At 68.5% G+C, this 18,112-nt stretch carries 18 protein-coding genes; 9 read left to right on the forward strand and 9 right to left on the reverse strand.

Features of this window, described 5'->3' with window-relative positions:
- Positions 1-205: 205 nt before the first annotated feature.
- Positions 206-1,111, reverse strand: coding sequence for a hypothetical protein (locus LR269_RS16865; RefSeq protein WP_231431912.1), 906 nt, complete (start codon positions 1,109-1,111; stop codon positions 206-208).
- Between the two features lie 878 nt (positions 1,112-1,989).
- Entirely contained in the window at positions 1,990-4,410 is a 2,421-nt protein-coding gene (locus tag LR269_RS16870; protein ID WP_231431913.1) for a hypothetical protein, read from the reverse strand.
- 188 nt (positions 4,411-4,598) lie between these two features.
- Between LR269_RS16870 and LR269_RS16875 the strand changes: the two genes are divergently transcribed.
- The 4 genes from LR269_RS16875 (at position 4,599) to LR269_RS16890 (ending at position 8,841) form a co-directional block, all read left to right on the forward strand.
- Positions 4,599-4,994 (forward strand): hypothetical protein, encoded by a 396-nt coding sequence (locus tag LR269_RS16875; protein ID WP_231431914.1) that lies wholly within the window; start codon positions 4,599-4,601, stop codon positions 4,992-4,994.
- Between the two features lie 975 nt (positions 4,995-5,969).
- The gene (locus LR269_RS16880) at positions 5,970-6,362 is read left to right on the forward strand and encodes a hypothetical protein (protein ID WP_231431915.1); all 393 of its coding nucleotides are present in this window, start codon (positions 5,970-5,972) and stop codon (positions 6,360-6,362) included.
- A gap of 245 nt (positions 6,363-6,607) precedes the next feature.
- On the forward strand, positions 6,608-8,044 hold the full coding sequence (locus LR269_RS16885) for an HNH endonuclease signature motif containing protein (protein WP_231431916.1): 1,437 nt from the start codon (positions 6,608-6,610) through the stop codon (positions 8,042-8,044).
- A 206-nt stretch (positions 8,045-8,250) separates the two neighbouring features.
- On the forward strand, positions 8,251-8,841 hold the full coding sequence (locus LR269_RS16890) for a hypothetical protein (RefSeq protein WP_231431917.1): 591 nt from the start codon (positions 8,251-8,253) through the stop codon (positions 8,839-8,841).
- Between the two features lie 23 nt (positions 8,842-8,864).
- Here the strand turns inward: LR269_RS16890 and LR269_RS16895 are convergent, their stop codons facing one another.
- Complete coding sequence (locus LR269_RS16895) at positions 8,865-9,443, reverse strand: VanZ family protein (protein WP_231431918.1); 579 nt, start codon at positions 9,441-9,443, stop codon at positions 8,865-8,867.
- The gene (locus LR269_RS16900; protein WP_231431919.1) at positions 9,440-10,414 is read right to left on the reverse strand and encodes a LysR family transcriptional regulator; all 975 of its coding nucleotides are present in this window, start codon (positions 10,412-10,414) and stop codon (positions 9,440-9,442) included. Before LR269_RS16900 ends, LR269_RS16895 begins: the two co-directional genes overlap by 4 nt.
- Before the next feature lie 73 nt (positions 10,415-10,487).
- On the opposite strand from LR269_RS16900, the gene LR269_RS16905 reads away from it, so the two are divergent.
- A complete protein-coding gene (locus LR269_RS16905) occupies positions 10,488-11,435 on the forward strand; it encodes an EamA family transporter (RefSeq protein WP_231431920.1) in 948 nt (315 codons plus the stop codon).
- Here the strand turns inward: LR269_RS16905 and LR269_RS16910 are convergent.
- The 4 genes from LR269_RS16910 to LR269_RS16925 form a co-directional block, all read right to left on the reverse strand.
- Entirely contained in the window at positions 11,432-11,602 is a 171-nt protein-coding gene (locus LR269_RS16910; RefSeq protein WP_231431921.1) for a hypothetical protein, read from the reverse strand. The two genes, LR269_RS16905 and LR269_RS16910, sit on opposite strands and share 4 nt — an antisense overlap.
- Before the next feature lie 137 nt (positions 11,603-11,739).
- Positions 11,740-12,354: a DNA-binding response regulator gene (locus LR269_RS16915; protein ID WP_275506363.1), complete on the reverse strand. Its 615-nt coding sequence runs from the start codon at positions 12,352-12,354 to the stop codon at positions 11,740-11,742.
- On the reverse strand, positions 12,351-13,517 hold the full coding sequence (locus LR269_RS16920) for a sensor histidine kinase (protein WP_231431922.1): 1,167 nt from the start codon (positions 13,515-13,517) through the stop codon (positions 12,351-12,353). The genes LR269_RS16915 and LR269_RS16920 overlap by 4 nt, the downstream gene beginning before the upstream one ends.
- A gap of 56 nt (positions 13,518-13,573) precedes the next feature.
- Positions 13,574-14,047: a DUF6069 family protein gene (locus LR269_RS16925; protein WP_231431923.1), complete on the reverse strand. Its 474-nt coding sequence runs from the start codon at positions 14,045-14,047 to the stop codon at positions 13,574-13,576.
- Between the two features lie 297 nt (positions 14,048-14,344).
- Between LR269_RS16925 and LR269_RS16930 the strand changes: the two genes are divergently transcribed.
- The 4 genes from LR269_RS16930 (at position 14,345) to LR269_RS16945 (ending at position 17,720) form a co-directional block, all read left to right on the forward strand.
- Positions 14,345-14,992, forward strand: coding sequence for a hypothetical protein (locus LR269_RS16930; RefSeq protein ID WP_231431924.1), 648 nt, complete (start codon positions 14,345-14,347; stop codon positions 14,990-14,992).
- The gene (locus LR269_RS16935; RefSeq protein WP_231431925.1) at positions 14,989-15,762 is read left to right on the forward strand and encodes a PspA/IM30 family protein; all 774 of its coding nucleotides are present in this window, start codon (positions 14,989-14,991) and stop codon (positions 15,760-15,762) included. Before LR269_RS16930 ends, LR269_RS16935 begins: the two co-directional genes overlap by 4 nt.
- Before the next feature lie 60 nt (positions 15,763-15,822).
- On the forward strand, positions 15,823-16,290 hold the full coding sequence (locus LR269_RS16940; RefSeq protein WP_231431926.1) for a hypothetical protein: 468 nt from the start codon (positions 15,823-15,825) through the stop codon (positions 16,288-16,290).
- Positions 16,291-16,361: 71 nt separating this feature from the next.
- Complete coding sequence (locus tag LR269_RS16945) at positions 16,362-17,720, forward strand: low temperature requirement protein A (protein WP_231431927.1); 1,359 nt, start codon at positions 16,362-16,364, stop codon at positions 17,718-17,720.
- Positions 17,721-17,745: 25 nt separating this feature from the next.
- On the opposite strand, the gene LR269_RS16950 is transcribed toward LR269_RS16945, so the two are convergent.
- Positions 17,746-18,096, reverse strand: a complete 351-nt coding sequence (locus LR269_RS16950; RefSeq protein WP_231431928.1) for a metallopeptidase family protein — start codon at positions 18,094-18,096, stop codon at positions 17,746-17,748.
- Positions 18,097-18,112: the final 16 nt, after the last annotated feature.

An 18,112-nucleotide genomic window follows, 5' to 3' on the forward strand; every position in this document is an offset into this window, starting at 1 on the left:
AGCTCCTCGAGCTCGCGCGAGTGCTCGAGTCGGTGACGACTTCGGGACGGCCTGTGCGGACGGCGTCAACCACATTCGGAGCAGGCGCACGTCTTGTTGCCGATATTGCCGAGCGGGACGACGGAGCGCTTCTTCGAAGCGGACCATTGTGCGAGCTGCGGCCCCGCCACGAGCTAAAAGTGGGCGTCCGACGTGCTCCAAGAGCCTAATCATTGCCGTAGTCGGGTTCTTCATCGGGCTCATAGTCCCGTTTGATAGTGAATCTCACGGGCAGATCGACAAGCTCGATGAGTTCCGCCCTATTCAGCACGAGCTGACACTTCGGACACGAGAAGTGGTCTGCGTACACTTCCAGCGTTTCGATTGGACTCCACGGATCGCTGTCCCAGTCAATTTCTTGGCCACCAGTCTCCTCTCCTTCGAGCACTCCGTCTCCGCCACACGCCGGACATGCGGCTGTCTCCACATAGAGGAGACCTGCACTCAGGTCTCTAGCGTGGATTAGCTCATCTCTAAGGCCAGCAGCGATCGCTGGATTCCCGCGCTGCGCGAGCCGCTGTTGAGACCGGGCGATCAGCGAGTCGACGTGTTCCTGAACGTGGTGGGTGTGCCCCTGAAGATAGCGTTCGACTTGTTCGAGCCGGACGCCCCCCACGAACGCGTGAAGATCCTGATCAAGGGCCACAACCAGGATGCTTGCTTGGTTCCAGTACCGTCCCCACCACACATGCTCGGGCAGGTTCGGTAGCCCCGTCCCTATACCGTGCAGATATTCGTTTCGGCCAGCACTTATGAGCGCAGCCTCCTTCTGCGCGAACGGGCGAAAGGCTCGTTCGGAGCGCGCCCAAAGCGTCTTAGCCGCGACCGTTTCCACCGGTGAACCGTCGTACGCCACGACTCCTAGCGCCGCCAACACGTTCTTGCCCTCTGCGTCGGGCGGAATGATTAGCAGAGGAGACACTCGCGCCAGCGCCGCCTTCGCAAGTAGCTCCAAGGCCGCAGCCGCCCAGAAGGCTCTTTCCTCGAAATCTCGGACGCCCTCCGACTCAAGGGCTCGCGTGATGAAGAGCTTGGCCTTTGCCCATAATTCACCGTGTTCGGGGACTGGCATTATGCGTCCATCCCACTCACAAATGCGACTCGATGTACACGGCGCGTGGCCGGATCGACGGCCTTACCACGTGCATGAAGTGCACGTCTGTTGGCGATCATTAGCAACATGTTCGGTTCCGTCCATTCGTGCCGCACTGCCCTCACCAGGAGACTTTCAAAGTCGCCCACTGCTCGCCGCGCGTTCTCGTCGGCCGGTGTCATGCAGCCTGGGTCGTAACGCCACCTTCCATCGGCATCCGTCGCGACAGAATAGAACGAGCCTCGTTCACCCGTCACGCGGAAGACGCCCTGAGCCTGCGACTCAGTTGGAGAATTGGGCCTACTCAGTAGCGTCGGAGTGGACGACGGACTCGAAGACGCGAGGATTACGATGTCCGGCATTCGTCGGAGGTGGGCGCCATCTGTGTGAAGGGGCTGCCCCTCCAAGCCGACCATCGCGCTCAAGGAACGAGGATGTGCTTCCTCTGCGGTTACTGCACGCAACGTTGTTATTTCAGGTTCACCGCGGCGAATCGGCACTGACAGCCATCCGGCATCCCTTGCTTCCGTTGCCAACGCGGCAATGGAGCCGCGAGCTGATACCCAACCACGCGCCAATGCTTCTGTGGCAAGTTCCATCAGAATATTCATCGCCCGAGTGTCGCACGCCCGAACGAGTCCGCAGCGAGCCTCGCCCAGCCAAGCGGCCCGAAATCACGGAGGCGACGAATGCGACGATGACGCGCTGGCGCTGCACGCCGAGCGAGGACGCTCCCAGAGGACAGAGTCGCCTGCGTTCCTGCCCTGCATCACGGCTGCCGCTTTGATCACACGCTCCGATCAACTGAGATCTCAGGTGAGCATGCCACGGCAACCGGTTCCCGTCGGAAGGCGCACTTACCGGCGCTTCCGTCTCCGGCGGGGCTGCGCCCTCTGCCCTGCTAGTTTCTTCAATACGTGCTCGGTGCTCTGCATGGCGGTCGCGGGCTGCAGCCGGGCGGCAACAGCCTGCTCGGATTCAGTGAGCTCGTCAGGTATCGCCTCGTAGTAGGCGCCGAACATCTCTCCAGTTGCCCCGTCGAAGGCAAACAGCGCAGATCTAGCGACCCCTAGCTGATGCCCTTTAGCCCGGAGGTACTTACGCTTCTCGACCTCCCACTTCTCGCGATCGCGGCCAGCTGGGCAAGTCGCCCACACGAGGATCCAACCGCCGTCGTCGAGCGTAAGTAGAGGTGTGGTGATAGTCCGCTCCATCGACCCGCCGTCAGACGCCCTAGATACGTCGACGCCATGGCGTGCCATCCTCCGCTGCGCTCTTGCGTCCCCGGACAACAGGGATGCAGCGATCGAGTAAGCACCGTAGGTGCCCTGCTTGTCGATCCCTTCGATGAGCGGTTCGAGAGGGGTCGGAGTCATACGTGGTTTGGGAGGGGCCGACGGCAGCCTGGTCTTGCCCTGTCGCCCACGGAGGTGGTCCTCGAAGTACCAAGCATCAAGGTGATCCGTGCGGCTCGTAATCACTCCGGGGATCTGTTGCCGCCACCGCTCTCGCTCGGACGCCCCGACGGCCGGAAGAAATGTGAAGGTAGACCTCAACAGTTCCGGGTCCTCCTCAACGTAGAGGCCGGCTTCGAAGAAATACAGGAAGAGGTCGAGTTCGTCGGTCGCTGTATAGAGGACTGTCGCCTCGGAGTGACGGCGTCTCCGAAGATAGAGGAGGAACTCCGCCGGATGACGAATCAGCTCTGCGATCAAATCGAGGTCATGAATGGAGACCGTCCACGGGACAGACTCCACCGAAATCAACCCAGCTTTCACGAGTTCCGCTGTAGCAGTTGATGTTGACGTGAGGTCGTCAAGGCTGACGGCCACGGTGTGAACCTCTCGCACGCCAGCCAAGTCGATCCACCCCAGTCCGTGAATGCGGACGCCACCGTCCTCTTTGATCCGCTGGACCAGTCGATCAGCCTGCTCAGCCGCTTTCGTAATAATGCCCGTAAGGTCCTTGCGCAGGCGAAAACTGGTGCCAGATCGAGACTGGGCGCTGAGCGCCACCGCCTTATCTTCGATGACGATGGCGACATCATCCACGATGAGCAAGTGGTCACCCTCGACACGCTTGGTGTAGTGATCGGGTTCCATGGCCTTCTCGGCCCCGTCCGCGGGCACGTAATAGCGAAATGCGTGCCACGCTCGAGCGGACGGGAGCAGCCGTTCGAATGCTTGCCGAGTCCGCAGCTCCAAGAGACTGCCCCTGTGCGCTTGGTAAGGCTCCCAACCGCTCGTCGAGCGCATCGCAGCCTCGAGTCCCTCGCGTATGGCCACCTGGGTGAGGGCCGGGTGTATGAGAAGGGCGCGGCCCGAATCCGTCCGCACGATTGGTTTCGAACGGAGTGGATTGTCGCCCGTCAGAAATGCCCGAACCGCCCCTTCAACATCAATGACGGGACTCGGCGCCCACGTGAATCGGTCGAAGACCGCACCCACCAACTCGGCGGGAAGTTGAGTGGCGCGAGTAACATCGGCGACCGAAACGGATGCCGCGACCGCGTCGGGCTGGAGTGCAAGGTCGAGTTGTCGAGTCGCGTCGCGCAGTTGATCATCGTTTGCTATCCCATGTTCATGGTTTTGCCTCGTGTTCTCGTATTTTCGGAGTGCGGCCTCCTTCCGTCGATTCATGTTCCTAGTCTGGAGATCGTTCAAGCTGGTCAAGACAACAATCGCCTCGGAGACGCCGAAGCCTATTGCGGCCCGAAGATGCTTATCAACCGATTCCTCGCCGAACAGAGCCCGGGTGGTTTCTTCTAGCAACTCCGCGTACGAAGAACCTCTCATCGACATTTCTGTGATCTGCAAGGTGGCACTGATCCAACCGAGCGGATCATCTTCGTCGGCGGCGGCGACCGCTCGAACACTGGCCAGGTGCCGCAAATCCTCGGCAATCTGGAGGCATTCTTCAATGACCGCCGCTGGTTGGGTCGTAGAAGTCGCAGCCGAACCCGCCGTCTTCATGGCCACAATCGCAATCAGCTCGACACAGCTAAAACCGTTCTCGATACCGGCTTGGTACGTCGGGTGACCTGAATGCCAAGGCAACGCCCAGAGGCGTCCCTGCTCGATTACTTCGAGCGCGCTCTGTCCGCGCATTAGCTCGACCATCCTCGCGATTGCCGAACGAATTTGCTCGTCTAGCCCCTCGACGAGTCGGTCTGGGTCAAGCCCGGAAATTGTCTGGGTGATCACATCGAGTGAATGCGCAATTGCCTCCGCGTGGACATCGACGGGTGCTGGTGCTCTTCTATCGCGCGACTTCCCCATTGGAGCATCAGATCACGAGCCACCGACCTCCGATACCCGTTGGCCCATATCCATGGAGCGACACCGTGTCCGCGGTACCCGACGAGCCGATCGACTCGCCAAACGTCCTCGCGGAGCTGCTCCGGTATCCGTTGACGCACCCCTCCCACCGGCGTAGACCTGAGGCATCCCGAGAAGGAGGTGCCGTCATGGCGAAGGATCTCTTGGTCACCCTCGAGGATCAGCCCGGCGAGGGGGCTCGACTCGGCGAGGCGCTCGGCAACGCGGGCGTGAATATCGAGGGCCTCTGCGCGATCATGGAGGGCGGTCGGGGCGCCGTCCACATCCTCGTCGAAGACGTCGCGGGCGCCAGGGCCGCGCTCGAGGGCGCCGGCATCACGGTCGATGCCGAGACCGATGTCATCGTCAGTCCAGCGCTGCCCGAGCCCGAACTCGACACGCCGGGCGTGTTCGGTGAGATGGCTCGGGCCCTCGCCGAGGCGGGCATCAACATCTCGCTCGTCTACGTGGCATCCCGAAACCGGGTCGTGCTCGCGACGAGCGACAACCAGAAGGCGACGCAGCTGCTGCAGTCGATGATGTAGCGACCGACTAGCTGCCTCGAGATCAGTCGCGGACGCCGCGGCGATCGGGATCGTACGCCTTGATCTCGAACTCGCTGGGCGGGGGGCAGCTGCGTCATGCTGTCGCCCTCGTACCAGAAGCACTCGATACCGGCGAGCACCTCCTGGCCGGTGTGGGCGTGACGTGTGAAGAGAATGACCTCCCCGGTCCCGTCGCGGTGGATCGCCTCGGTGATGATCCGCATCCCGGGTCGGACAGCGGGAAGCACGAAGTCGACCGAGGCGCACCCACAGGCACAGCCACCACTGACCTCAGCGGCTGCCGCCTACCGACGGAGTTCGACTGCGCCGGGGAACTCGGGCTCGACGAGCGCGTCGAGGAAGGCACGCTCACGGCTGGTCAGCGAGCGCGGAATCGGATTCGCCACATCTCCCATCTTGCAGCCCCATGAGGCCCTTCGGGCTGACTGCGCTCAAGCTGCCGCGCTTCGCATTGATCCCGCCTCCTGAGTCGGCGACGCCACCGAAGCCACCGGCGAACTGACGTTCCGTTCGATCCGCATCGGCCCGCGCTCACGGCGTTCGGTCGCGAGCGGAGGCACCGGCTCCCGAGTTGCTTCCTGCGCGACGCCGCTGGTCGACTCGGCGAGACGCTCGGCCACGAGCGTCCACATCGAGAGCCGACGCCCCTCGCCCCCCCCGGCCCATGCCGGCACATCGTGACAGGTCATGCGGGCTCGTCGCCCTGATTCGTACTCCCCGCGAACTGGGGAGTACGCCGTGAGAACGGCGTCGATAGGCTCACGTGAAGCCGACGTCTCCGCTTCGACTGACCCGGACCCTTCGCTTGAAGCGACGGTGGCGATGCTCGCTGCCGTCATCGTCGACGATTGAATGGAGAAGCGCCCTGTGTTCGTGATCGAACCGGATCCCGAGCGGCCTCGGAAACGCCGCGTCGTCGATCGAGAACGAGATGCCGCGCTCGTACCCCTCGGCATGCGCGCGTACGAAGCGATCCGGCTGATGAAGCTCGTGTGGGGCGAGCGGGTGATCCCGTTCGAATACGAGCTCGAGCCCGTCGCCGCCGAAGCCGGCAAGCGCTTCGTCGGTCGCGTCTCTGGCTTCGGCACGAGCCCGATCGCCGCTGAGCAGGCCGGCACCTCCCGATACCGCTTCGCCAATGATGAGGAACGACGCGCTGCCGAGCGACTCGTGGCCGAGGCGCTGCTCGTCTACGGGGACTTCTACGACGGCCTGGACCACCCCGACGGAGTCTTCACCGTCGAGGTGCCGACGGAGGCGTACGGAACCTTCGCCTACACCCCTTCTTCCTTCGGTTACATGACCAACGCGACTTCGCCCGGCACCACGGGTGGGAGCACCCGATGAGCGGCGAAGGATGCGATCATCGCCGACTCGCCTCCGAAGCGGGCGGATGCCGCTCCTGACCAGCCTCGGAGTCCGAGTGACGCTCGCACCCGGCAATCGCGGTGCAACGCCGAATGATGGATGCCACGGCGCGCGACTTCTCCTCCACAGGGCCACGTGTACGTCGATTATCCACAGGCAGAATCCCAGATCATCACTGATTTCCAGCGATCTCGAATGTCAGTGGGTGGGTACAGGATTGAACCATGGAAGAGACCTCGCCACCCGGGCACACCGCACCCGCGGCGCAGGCCGCGCTGCACGCGCTGGCCGCCCTCGAGCGCGAGGTGGCGAGTCTCCGTGAGGCGTGGACCGGCGCGATGCCGGCGTGGGGCGCGAGCTTCGGCTCGACGCAGTTCGACCTCGAGCAGATGAGCGACCCGGGTCTCATCCGGGTCACCGACGCCCTCGCGAAGACGCGGCGCGACATCGACGCCGTGCTCGCCCGGGTCGCCGCCGAGGTCGCGCGCCGCTCCGGGCCCGAGTTCGGCGAGACCGGGCTCGCGAAGGCGCAGGGGTTCCACAATCCGACCCGGCTCATCGCGGCATCCACCGGGGCATCGCGCACCGACGCGCAGCGGCTGATCGCGGTGGGCACCGCCACCGCCGAGCGGCACACCTTCAGCGGCGAGCGGGCGCCCTCGAGGCATCCGCACGTGGCGGCTGCGCTCGCGACGGCGGCGATCGGTCTCGACGCGGCATCCGCGATCACCTCGATGCTCGACCGGGCGTGGGCGAGGGCCGACGCCTCTCGAATCGATGTCGTCGAAGCGGCGCTCGTCGAGCTGGCGGCGCAGGTTCCGCTCGAGACCCTCCTGCGCGGAGTCCGCGAGGCTGAGGCGAGGCTCGACCCCGACGGCGTCGAACCCCGCGACGACGAACTCCGCACCGAGCGCTCGTTGACGATGCGCGAAGACCGCCACGGCATGGTGCACCTGCAGGCCCGGCTCGACCCAGAGAGCGCCGCGCCGGTCAAGGCCGCGATCGAGGCGCTCGTGAGCGATGCGCTGCGCCGACGTCGGCCGGTCGACGGCGACCACGCGCCCGTCGTCGACGACGACCGCTCGATCCCGCAGATCCAGGCCGACGCACTCGCCGCGCTCGCGCGCCACACACTCGGCTGCACCCAGACCCTCACGCCCCTCGCGAAGACCACGGTCGTCGTGCGCGTCGACCTCGACACGCTCGTGAGCGGCCTCGGGCACGCCAACATCGACGGGCTCGACCAGCCCGTCCCGGCGTCGACCGTGCGTCGCATGGCCGCCGACGCCGAGGTCATCCCGGCCGTGCTCGGCGGCGAGAGCCTCCCGCTCGACCTCGGTAGGGCGGCCCGGCTCTTCACCAAGGCGCAGCGTCTCGCCCTCGGCGAGCGCGACGGCGGCTGCGCCTCGTGCGGCCAGAACATCGCCTACGTCGAGGCGCACCACATCCGCTGGTGGGAGCGAGATACCGGCCCGACCGACCTCTCGAACGGCGTGATGCTGTGCAGCTTCTGCCACCACCGCATCCACCGCGACGGGTGGAGGATCGACGCGGGCCCGAGCGAGGTGTGGTTCATTCCGCCACCGCACATTGACCCCGACCAGCTGCCCAGGCTCGGCGGGCGGGCGCGATTCGAGCTGCGCGACGGTCGGGCGGCCTGACCGCGCGCGCGGTGCGGTTCGTGGCGCCCGCCTCGCGCGGCGCATGGGTTGCCGCCCGCCCAGCGCCACCGGGCAGGGCTTGACCGCACGCTGCTCGGCTCGTGCGCCCCCAGTCTGAACGACGCGTCGGCGGAACCCGGCCCGGCGCCACCCGGGCGGACGCCAACGCTCGCCCACCGCACAGGAGTCCCTCCTAGGCTGAGAGCGTGCCCCGACTCCACGCAGAACCCGACCGCTCCAAGTGGGTGCCCGTCACCGACTCCCTCGGATTCCGCGGCCGTCGCGCCCGCAAGCAGGCGATCGGCATGCTGCTGTCGCAGGCGAAGGGGCCGAGCGCCGAGCCTTCGAAGCGCGGCGGCGGCTTCAGCGCGTGGGCGTTGAGTCAGGCCGTGCCGTTGCTGATGCGCAAGGCGGCGGGGCGGGTGCTCGTCTGGGTCTGGAAGGCCGAGCCCGACCTGCTCGTGGTGATGGCCCAGGTTCAGGCGGCGACCCCCGAGATCCGCATCGCGCGGGCCTCGATGCCGATCGAGTACGACGACACCGAGGAGTTCCGCGGCACCTACCTCGGCCTGGGCGAGAAGCTCGCCATGCCGCTTCCGCCGGGCGGTCGCCCGCCGTTCGCCACGTACACGTGGGATCTCGGCACGCACCTCGTGACCGTCACTGCCGTGTGCAGCGACCGCGAACGGTTCGGCACCGTCATCGGTGCGGTCGACGACCTCGCACGCGGCATCCGCATCGTCGACGACCTCACCGTCGGCGAATCGGCGCCGGTGCTGCGCATCGACCCGGCCTGAATCGCAAGCCGCACCCGCACCGGTTACGGCGTCGGGTTCGAGCCCTCCACGACGACGTCGCGTTGCGGGCCGTACTCCAGCGGCGATGCCACGAACGCGATCACCGCGACGAGCGAAAGGGCCGAGACAGCGACGCAGACGCGTGACATGACGACCGAGGTGCGTTCGCCTGCGACGCGGCGCACGGCGACGAAGATGCTCCAGCCGATGAGTGCGCCGGCGGTGTTGACGATGAGGTCGGTGGTGTCGAAGCTGCCCGTCGAGATGACGTGCTGCACCGTCTCGAGCACGAGGCTCGTGGCAAGCGCGGCGAGGCCGGTCTTCCACCACTTCCAGGCCGGCGCGAGGGCTCCGGCGAACAGCCCGAAGGGCACGAAGAGCGCGAGGTTGATCAGGAGCTCAGCCGGTTTGCTCGCCCCGTCGTCTCCGGCCGGTACGAACGGCACCAACTTGATCGGCCTCGTCAGGCCTGCGGCTTCGCCGATCCACGGCACGTCGAGCTTCCACAGCACCACCCATGCGAGGAGCGCGAGGTACACCGCGAACGCGACGATGAGGATGCCGCGGCCTCGGTTCGTTCGCGGCTGGTTCGAAGAGGTCACAGGGCATTCTCTCGCTGCGAGCCTCGGGAACCGCCGAGCCCGGCGGTCGCAACCTCGCGCACCGCATCCAGCACCACCTGCAGCGCCGGCGAGTCCGCCTGGCTCCGCCGATGCACCGCCGACACCCCGCGCGTCGACGCCGGGCGAACCGTCGGAATCGCCACGAGATCCGGGTGCAGCTCCGGCCGCCCCATCCGCGGCACCAAGGCGACCCCGAGTCCGGCCCGCACGAGCTCGAGGTGGTTCTCGAACTCCATCGACTCGTGCACGACCCGCGGCGCGTTCGAGACGCCGTCGAAGAGGCGCCTCAGCCACTGCCGGCAGATGGTCGAGTCGAACGTCGCGATCCATTCCTCGTCGGCGAGGTCGGCCGGCGTCAGTTCAGTGACCCCGGCGAGCGCAAGCCTGTGGTCGCGCCGCAGGATCACGTCCGCGACATCCGTGAACAGGGGCGTCTCGACGAGATGATCGGGCATCGCGAGCGCGACCCCGCCCCACCGGTGCACGATGCCGAGGTCGCGCTGCCCCGACGCGACGAGCGCGATCGTCTCCCACGGCTCGCTCTCGCGCATCGGCACCCGCAGCTCGGGGTGCTCCGCGCGCAGGCGCGGCAGCACATCGACGAGGATGCCTCGCACGGCGGTGGAGAACGCACCGATGCGCACTTCGCCCGTGACCCGGCGGGGCGCACCGTCGGCAGCACTCACCCCGCCGGCCAGGTGCAGGTCGGCCTCGAGGCGCTCGAGGTCGGCGAGCACGGTCGCCGACGACGTGACGAGGTGGCGCCCGGCGTCGGTGAGCACGACGCCGCGGCCGGCCCGCTCGAGCAGGGCGACGCGGGTGCCGCGCTCGAGGCGCTTGATCTGCTGCGACACGGCCGACGGCGTGAAGCCGAGCGCGTCGGCCGCGGCGGCGACGCTTCCGTTGGTGGCCACGGCGCGCAGCGCGACCACGGCTTCGAGATCGATCATGTACGGATGCTACCGAATCGAGCGCAGAAATGATCGCTGGTGTTTCCGGATGCCTCGGCGCGAAGCTGGTTCCATGACGAGACGCGACATGCTGCTGGCCGCCCTGGTGGCGACGATGTGGGGCTTCAACTTCGTCGTGATCGACTGGGGCATGGCCGGCATCCCGCCGCTGTTCTTCGTCGCCGTGCGCTTCGCGGTCGTGGCCCTCGCCGTGGTCGTCGTGCCCCGCCCGCTCGCGAGCTGGAAGACCGTCGTCGGCGTCGGCCTCTTCATGAGCCTCGGCCAGTTCGCCCTGCTCTACACGTCGATCGCGCTCGGGCTGCAGCCCGGCATCGCGGCGCTGCTGCTGCAGGCGCAGGTCGTGCTGACGATCGTGGTGGCGGCGCTCGCCCTGCGCGAGCGCCCGAGCCGCATGCAGACGATCGGCGTGCTCGTCGGCACCGTCGGGCTCGGCGTCGTGGCGCTCGGTCGCGGCGGCGATGCGCCGGCGATCGCGGTCGTGCTGTGCCTGCTCGCCGCGCTCTCGTGGGCGATCGGCAACGTCATCTCGCGCAAGGCCGGCCCGGTCGCGCCCGCGAGGCGCTTCGGCGCGCTGTCGCTGACGGTGTGGTCGTCGCTCGTCGTTCCGCTGCCGGCGCTCGGCCTGTCGGCGCTCATCGAGGGGCCCGATGCGATCGCGGCGGGCATCGCGGCGTTCGGCTGGCGGCCCGTCGTGTCGACGCTCTACACGGCCGGGCTCTGCACCCTCGTCGGCTACGCGATCTTCAACGCGCTGCTCGCGCGCAACCGCTCGGCGTCGGTGGTGCCGTGGGTGCTGCTCGCGCCCGTCGTGGCGATGGCGTCGGCGGCGCTGCTGCTGGGGCAGATCCCGAACGTGTGGGAGACCGTCGGCGGGCTCGTGCTCGTCGCCGGGGTGTTCATCGCGAATGCGCCGGTGCGGCGGCGCGCAGAGCGGGCGCTTGCCGCGCCCGAACCGGTCGCAGCATCCTCGTCGTCAGCCGTCAGAGGGCACGCGCACTAGGTTCTCGCGAGCCGAAGCCCCTTCTCGGTGAAGTGGCTCACTTCGCCATCGGCATCCTCGATCCCGAAGACGAACTTGCCCGAGGCGGTCGCGCGCACATCGACGACTTGGCCGCGTCCGCGCGGCGTGACCACCTCGGCTCCCGGTGTGAAGATCGTTTCGCTCATGCGCCCGATCATGCTGGCACGCCGCGGGGGCCGGCCTCCCCCGTGCGGCGGATCATCTCGCTCGACGATGACGTAGATCGCCGCTCGCGCGGTGGTCTCGAGACGCGCTCCGCGCTACTCGAACGACCAAGTGCTCCTCACAACCACCCGCGGTCGCGGGCGATCGTGAGCGCCTCGATGCGGTTGCGGGCGTCGAGCTTGCCGATCGCGTTCGAGAGGTAGTTGCGCACGGTGCTCGTCGACAGGAAGAACCGTTCGGCGATGTCGTGGATCGTCGCCCCATCGGCCGAGGCCCGCAGCACCTCGGCCTCGCGCGCGGTCAGCGGGTTGTCGCGCACGCCGAGCGCCTCGGCGGCCAGCTTCGAGTCCACGACCCGCTCCCCCGCTCGCACCCGCCGGATCGCCGCGGCGAGCTGCTCGACGGGGTCGTCCTTCACGAGGAATCCGTTCGCCCCCGCAGCGAGCGCCCGCGCGAGGTAGCCGGGCCGGCCGAACGTCGTCACCACGACGACGAGGCAGCCGGGCACCGCCGACCGCAGCGGCCCGATCACGTCGAGGCCGCTCGCGCCCGGCAGCTCGATGTCGAGCAGCACGACGTCGGGATGCAGGCGTTCGGCGGCGGCCACCACCTCGTCGCCGCGCTCGACCGCGCCGACGACCGTGAGGTCGGGCTCGAGCTCGAGCAGGGTCGCGAGCGCCGAGCGCATCATGCGCTGGTCCTCGGCGATGAGGATGGTCGTCGCCCCGCTCACCGTCCCGCCTCCCCGGGAAGGGGCACGGCAGCAGTGACACGGAACCACGGCGAGACCTCGACCGCGAACTCGCCACCGGCGGCCTCGACGCGCTCGCGGAGTCCGCGCAGCCCGTTGCCGGGCACGAAGGTCGATCCTGCCGCGTCCGTCGACGACACCGCGCGAACAGCCCGCCCGGGCCCGTCGTCCGAGACCTCGACGATCGCGCGGCCGTCGACCACCGAGACCGCGATCACGCACTCGCGCGCCACCGAGTGGCGCAGCACGTTCGTCGCACCCTCGCGCACGACCCACCCGAGCACGGCATCGACCGTGACCGGCAGCGGCCGGTCGGGCAGGGTCACGGATGTCGCGACCCCGGCCTGCTCGAGCGTGCGACGCGCGTTCGCCACCTCGTCGCCGAGGCTCGCCGACCGCGAACCGGCCACCACCGAACGCACTTCGCCGAGCGCCTCGCGCGCGATCTGCTCGACGTCCGAGATGTGCTCGGCCGCGGCATCCGGATCCGGGGTCATCAGGCGGCGCGCCGCCTCGGCCTTCACCGCGATCACCGACAGCGAGTGCCCCAGCAGGTCGTGCAGGTCGCGCGAGAACCGCAGCCGCTCCTCGCCGACGGCCGCGACGGCGAGCCGCTCGCGGGTGCGATCGAGCTCGTGGGCCAGCGCCACGTAGTACTGCACGAGGTAGTTGCCCGCACCGCCCGCGAACGCGGCGAACCCGACGAGCACGGCCGCCTCGAGCGACCACGACTCGAACCCCACGGCGAGCGCACCCGTCGCCGCGATCGAACCGACCACGCCCATCGCCCACCGCCGGCGGACGGCGAGCGAGGCGGCCACCGCGAGCAGGGGGAACAGCAACGCCTGACCGCCCTGCTGGAGGAAGAAGTAGCCGGCGCAGAGCAGCAGCAGGGCGACGAAGGCGAGCTCCGTCGCGGCACTCGGGCGACGACCCGCCCCGAACGGGCGGGAGACCGCCAATCCGAACGCGACGCCGATGAGCACGACGTACGCGACGCGCGCCGCATCGCCGGCGACGATCGCCGAGACGAACGGGGCGACCAGCAGCAGCGGCGCCGCGATCAGCGCGAGCCACGCGGCCGGGCGGTAGGCGAGCCACGCCGCGGTCCGCGGGGTCGGCTGCGGTTCATCGATCGTCGTCATCACGTCACGCATCCCGGTTCGACTCCGAATGGGGCTCGGTCCGTCAGCCAATCTACTCAGAGCTCCGTCGCGGTCGGGCGGCGCCGGGCGGCGATCGGCAGTCCGACCATGAGCGTCGCACCCGTGACGAGGTGCATCGCGATGAGCGCGACGATCACCGCCCCAGACCCGCCCGCCCCGATCGGGCCGAGCAGCGAGAGGGCGAGCATCGTCCACCCGACGATGCCGAAGATGCGGGCGCTGAGCCGGGTGAATCGCTCGAGCAGCGCGAGGAACCCCCACGCGGCGAGACCCGCGACGAGGCCCGCGACGACGATCGACGCCGGGGTGATCGTCTGCGCGGTCGTCCCCGAACCGGCGACGAGGTCGAGTCCGGCGAGCGGTACCGCGAAGACCCAGACGATGAGCGGCGAGACGATGGCGACGGCGACGGTCGCCGCCCGTGCGAGCCGGCGGCGGGATGGCGGGGCGTCGACACCGATGCGGTCGGCGACGGCGTTCGGCTGGACTGCTGGTGTGGTCGTGTTCATGCCTTCGACGCTACGAATCGGCGTCGGGCATCGGCAGAGACGAATGTCACGACTGTGCGTGCGCTGCGGGCGGCTCGCTCGCTCAACCGCCCCGAACGCGACGGGCGCCCACGCTCCGAATTCGCAGGGAGCGCTAGGGCTTCGGCCGAGTCGAGCGTAAATTGCGTTATATCGCGTTTGCGATGCGGTGAGGATGCCGCCTCGCAACTGGACGAAGGCGGGGGCCATGAACCTGAATCTCGAACGGCGCGGCACCGCGCCCGACCGCCACGACCATGCCGACGGGGGGTGGTGATCGTGGAGGTCCTGCTCGGCATCTTCATCGCGTTCCTGATTTTCGTCGCGGTCGCGATCACGACGGTCGCGCTCGTCGTGCGAGCCGTCTACCGGCGCATCCGCCGCAACAGGGCGGTCGCCGCCACAGCGCTGCGCACCCGTGCCGGCTTCAGCCACGGCCCGCGCCGCAAGGTGCTCGCCCTGCGCGTGCGACTCGGCGACACCCTCGACAGCGGACAGGCCGCGATCGACCTCGCCGCGCAGAGCGGCGGCGGGCACGGCGAACTGCCGCGGCTCTTCCGCCGCATCAAGACCGAGGGCGAGGCGCTCGGCCTGCAGCTGCGACTGCTCGAGAGCGAGACCGACCAGGCCGTGCTCGCCGCCGAGCTTCCGCTCGCCGCCGATCGTGTCGACCAGGTCGCGGGGCTCGTGCGCCGGCTGCGCTCGGCCGTCGCATCCGGTCTCTCCGGCTCCACCGACGACACGCTCAGCGCCCTGCACGCCGACATGGAACGCGAGGTCGCCGCCCTCGCCGTCGGCGTCGACGAGCTGCAGCGGCTCAACCGTCGCGAAGAACGCGTCGCCCCGACCCGGCCACCGGGTCACCCCCAGAGCACGCCCGCACGCCGACCACGTCAGACGTTCGACCTGAAGGAGACCCGACCATGAGCGACAACACCTCGCGCGTCCGCACCATCTTCCGCAGCAAGACCAAGAAGGCCCTCGACAAGATCGAGGACCCGCGTGAGACCCTCGACGACAGCTACGAGCAGCAGGTGAAGCTGCTGCAGCAGGTGCGTCAGGCGGTCGCCGACGTGGCGACGGCGAAGAAGCGCATCGACCTGCAGGGGCAGGAGATGGGCGCCCGCTTCCAGCGGCTCGGCGAGCAGGCCCGCGAGGCCATGGCACAGGGGCGCGAAGACCTCGCCCGGGCGGCCCTCGAGCGCCGTGCGCTGCTCGAGTCGCAGGTCTCGAAGCTGCAGGACCAGTACTCCGCGCTGCAGCAGCAGACCGCGCAGTTGCAGCAACGCGAGCGCCAGCTCTCCGAGCAGGTCGCCGCGTTCCGCGTCGAGAAGGAGACCATCAAGGCCACCTACACCGCCTCCGAGGCGCAGGTGAAGGCGAACGAGGCGGTCGCCGGCATCGGCGCGAGCATCAACGACGTCGGCGCCAGCCTCGACCGGGCGAAGGATCGGGTCGCGCAGATGCAGGCGCGCGCCGCCGCCACCGACGAGTTGCTCGCCAGCGGGGCGCTCAAAGACCTCACCGCCGCCCCCGACGCCGACATCGAGCGGCAGCTCGCGACGCTCTCGGCGAAGGCCGAGGTCGACCGTCAACTGCAGGCGATGAAGGATGGCTCGGGCGCAACCTCCTCGCAGCAGCATCGCGAAGGCCCCGACGGGTGGCTGGGCATCGGGCAGGGGTCGAGCACGAATTGAGGTAGCGAGGCGGCGCCTGCCGCTGCCATGATGCCGGTAGCCCGAACCGAGGGAGACCGGATGTCCGAGACGCTCGACCGAACACCCGCCGGCGTCGCTTCGCCCCTGCCGGGCGCGACGATCATCGGCCGCATCCGGGGAATGCTCCTCTCGGCCCTGGGCGCCGCGCTCGGGTACTCGATCCTCGGAACGGCGAGCAAGGGCGGCTGCTTCGACGCGGTGAGCGAAGAGGCCGCCGCCGACTCGGCGTGCGTGAACCTCACCCTGCATCCGAGCCCCATCGTGTTCATCGCGATCGCGGTGGCGGTCATCGTCGCGATCACCCTCGTGCTGCGGCCTGGCCGCTCCGAGGCATCCGCCCTGCGCATCATCGACCGCGCGGTGGTCATCATCATCGCCGGCACGCTCGCCTGGGCGGCGCTGACGATGGTCTCGTTCTTCGCGATTCCGCTCGAGCCGCCGGGCCCGGGCGAGCCCTTCACGATCCCGTTCACGTTCGGCAACGTCGACATCGACATCACGCCCTAGCCGGCGCGATTCGACTGACGGAGCAAGCCGAGGGTCTCGACGCGCGGCGCGCACCGGCGCATCATTTCCCCATGACGACGCCGTCCCTCACTGCGCAGCTCAGGCTCGACCTCAGGCATCGCCTGCGCCCCATGCGGGGCTGCAACCCCGACGAACCGCATCGTGCCGTCACCCCGCTCGAGCTGCTCTACGACCTCACGTACGTCATCGCGTTCGCCGCCGCGGCCGACGAGCTCGCGCATGCGCTCTTCGTCGGCGAGGTCGGACCGGGCATCGGCGCGTACCTGTTCGCGGTATTCGGGGTGTCGTGGGCGTGGCTCAACTTCACCTGGTTCTCGTCGGCCTACGACAACGACGACGCGCTCGTGCGGGCCGCCGTCGTCGCGCAGATGGTCGGGGTCGTGATCTTCATCTTCGGGCTGCCCGTCAGCTTCGAGGATGCCGCGCACGGAGCCAGCCCGAACAACATGCTGCTCGTCGCCGGCTACATCGTCATGCGCGTCCCGCTGATCGCGCTCTGGCTGCGCGCCGCGCGCGAGGACCCGGCGCATCGGCGAACCTCCCTCGCGTACGCGGCCGTGATCGCGGTCGCGCAGGTCGGCTGGCTGCTCACGACGATCCCCGGCATCCCGACGGGCGCCACCATCGCCGCGATCGTCGTGCTCGCGACCGCCGAGCTCATCGCGCCGGTCGTGCTCGAGCGCCGCTTCGGTCGGGCGCCGTGGAACGCCGGTCACATCGCCGAGCGATTCGGACTGCTCACCCTCATCACGATCGGCGAGGTCATCGCCGGAACGGTCGCAGCCGTCGGCGCTCTCGTCGCTGAGCAGGGATGGTCGATCGCGGCGGTCGCGATCGTCGCCGCAGGGCTCGTGATCGCCGCCGGGCTCTGGTGGGCGTACTACCTCGTCCCGTCGCGCACGATCCTCGAGCGCTGGCCCGAACGCACCTGGGGCTGGCGGTACGTGCACCTGCCCCTCTTCGGCGCGATCGCGGCGGTCGGCGCGGGACTCCACGTCGCCGCGGTCGGCGTCGAGCACCAGGAGCTCAGCCTGCTGCAGATCACCCTCGCGCTCGCGGTGCCGGTCGCGTGCGTGGTCGTGCTCGTCTTCCTCATCTGGAGCGTGCTGATGCACTCCATGGACTTCACGCACGTGCCGCTCTTCATCGCGAACCTCGTGCCGCTCGTGGCCGCGGTCGTCATCGCCACGGTCGTCGACGCCGGGGCGCCGATCGACCTCGAACCCGGTGGCGACCTCACCGCCCTCGTCACGGTCATCGGGCTCGTGTCGCTCTCGTGCGTGATCGAGGTCGTCGGGCACGAGCTCGTCGGGTACTCGCACACGCTGCAGGCCGCGAAGCGGCACCTGCTCGAGCCCGAGATCGCCGCCCGGCACGCCGAGGCCGACGCGGCCGAGGCATCCACCTGAACCTCGCCCGCCCCGGCGAAGGGGGCTACGCCCAGCCGAGCTCCCCGAGGCGCGCGTCATCCAAGCCGAAGTAGTGGCCGATCTCGTGCACGAGCGTGATGCGCACCCGGGTGCGCAGTGCGTCGAGGTCGGGGCTGTAGGCCTGCATGTTGTTCTTGAAGAGCGTGATGCGGTCGGGCAGCTCGCCGTAGCCGTAGACCCCGCGCGTCTTCAGCGGGCGCCCGCTGTACAGCCCGAAGAGCCGCGGCCGCTCCCCCGGCGGCTGGTTCGCGATGAGCACCGCGACGTTCTCGAGTCCGCGCACCATCTCGTCGGGCAGCGCGTCGTAGACCTCTGAGACCATCTGCTCGAAGTCGTCGTCCGAGATCTCGACCATGTACCGATTCTGAACC

This window comes from Agromyces sp. S2-1-8 (assembly GCF_021129215.1).
GTDB classification, from domain to species: Bacteria; Actinomycetota; Actinomycetes; order Actinomycetales; family Microbacteriaceae; genus Agromyces; species Agromyces chromiiresistens.

Bases quoted from the DNA above. Each gene is read 5' to 3' on its own strand.
- LR269_RS16925 (WP_231431923.1), bottom strand. From the start codon at position 14,047: ATGAACACGACCACACCAGCAGTCCAGCCGAACGCCGTCGCCGACCGC.
- LR269_RS16905 (WP_231431920.1), top strand. From the start codon at position 10,488: ATGACGAGACGCGACATGCTGCTGGCCGCCCTGGTGGCGACGATGTGG.
- LR269_RS16950 (WP_231431928.1), bottom strand. From the start codon at position 18,096: ATGGTCGAGATCTCGGACGACGACTTCGAGCAGATGGTCTCAGAGGTC.
- LR269_RS16920 (WP_231431922.1), bottom strand. From the start codon at position 13,517: ATGACGACGATCGATGAACCGCAGCCGACCCCGCGGACCGCGGCGTGG.
- LR269_RS16900 (WP_231431919.1), bottom strand. From the start codon at position 10,414: ATGATCGATCTCGAAGCCGTGGTCGCGCTGCGCGCCGTGGCCACCAAC.
- LR269_RS16935 (WP_231431925.1), top strand. From the start codon at position 14,989: ATGAGCGACAACACCTCGCGCGTCCGCACCATCTTCCGCAGCAAGACC.
- LR269_RS16945 (WP_231431927.1), top strand. From the start codon at position 16,362: ATGACGACGCCGTCCCTCACTGCGCAGCTCAGGCTCGACCTCAGGCAT.
- LR269_RS16865 (WP_231431912.1), bottom strand. From the start codon at position 1,111: ATGCCAGTCCCCGAACACGGTGAATTATGGGCAAAGGCCAAGCTCTTC.
- LR269_RS16880 (WP_231431915.1), top strand. From the start codon at position 5,970: ATGCGCGCGTACGAAGCGATCCGGCTGATGAAGCTCGTGTGGGGCGAG.
- LR269_RS16940 (WP_231431926.1), top strand. From the start codon at position 15,823: ATGTCCGAGACGCTCGACCGAACACCCGCCGGCGTCGCTTCGCCCCTG.
- LR269_RS16910 (WP_231431921.1), bottom strand. From the start codon at position 11,602: ATGAGCGAAACGATCTTCACACCGGGAGCCGAGGTGGTCACGCCGCGC.
- LR269_RS16885 (WP_231431916.1), top strand. From the start codon at position 6,608: ATGGAAGAGACCTCGCCACCCGGGCACACCGCACCCGCGGCGCAGGCC.
- LR269_RS16875 (WP_231431914.1), top strand. From the start codon at position 4,599: ATGGCGAAGGATCTCTTGGTCACCCTCGAGGATCAGCCCGGCGAGGGG.
- LR269_RS16870 (WP_231431913.1), bottom strand. From the start codon at position 4,410: ATGGGGAAGTCGCGCGATAGAAGAGCACCAGCACCCGTCGATGTCCAC.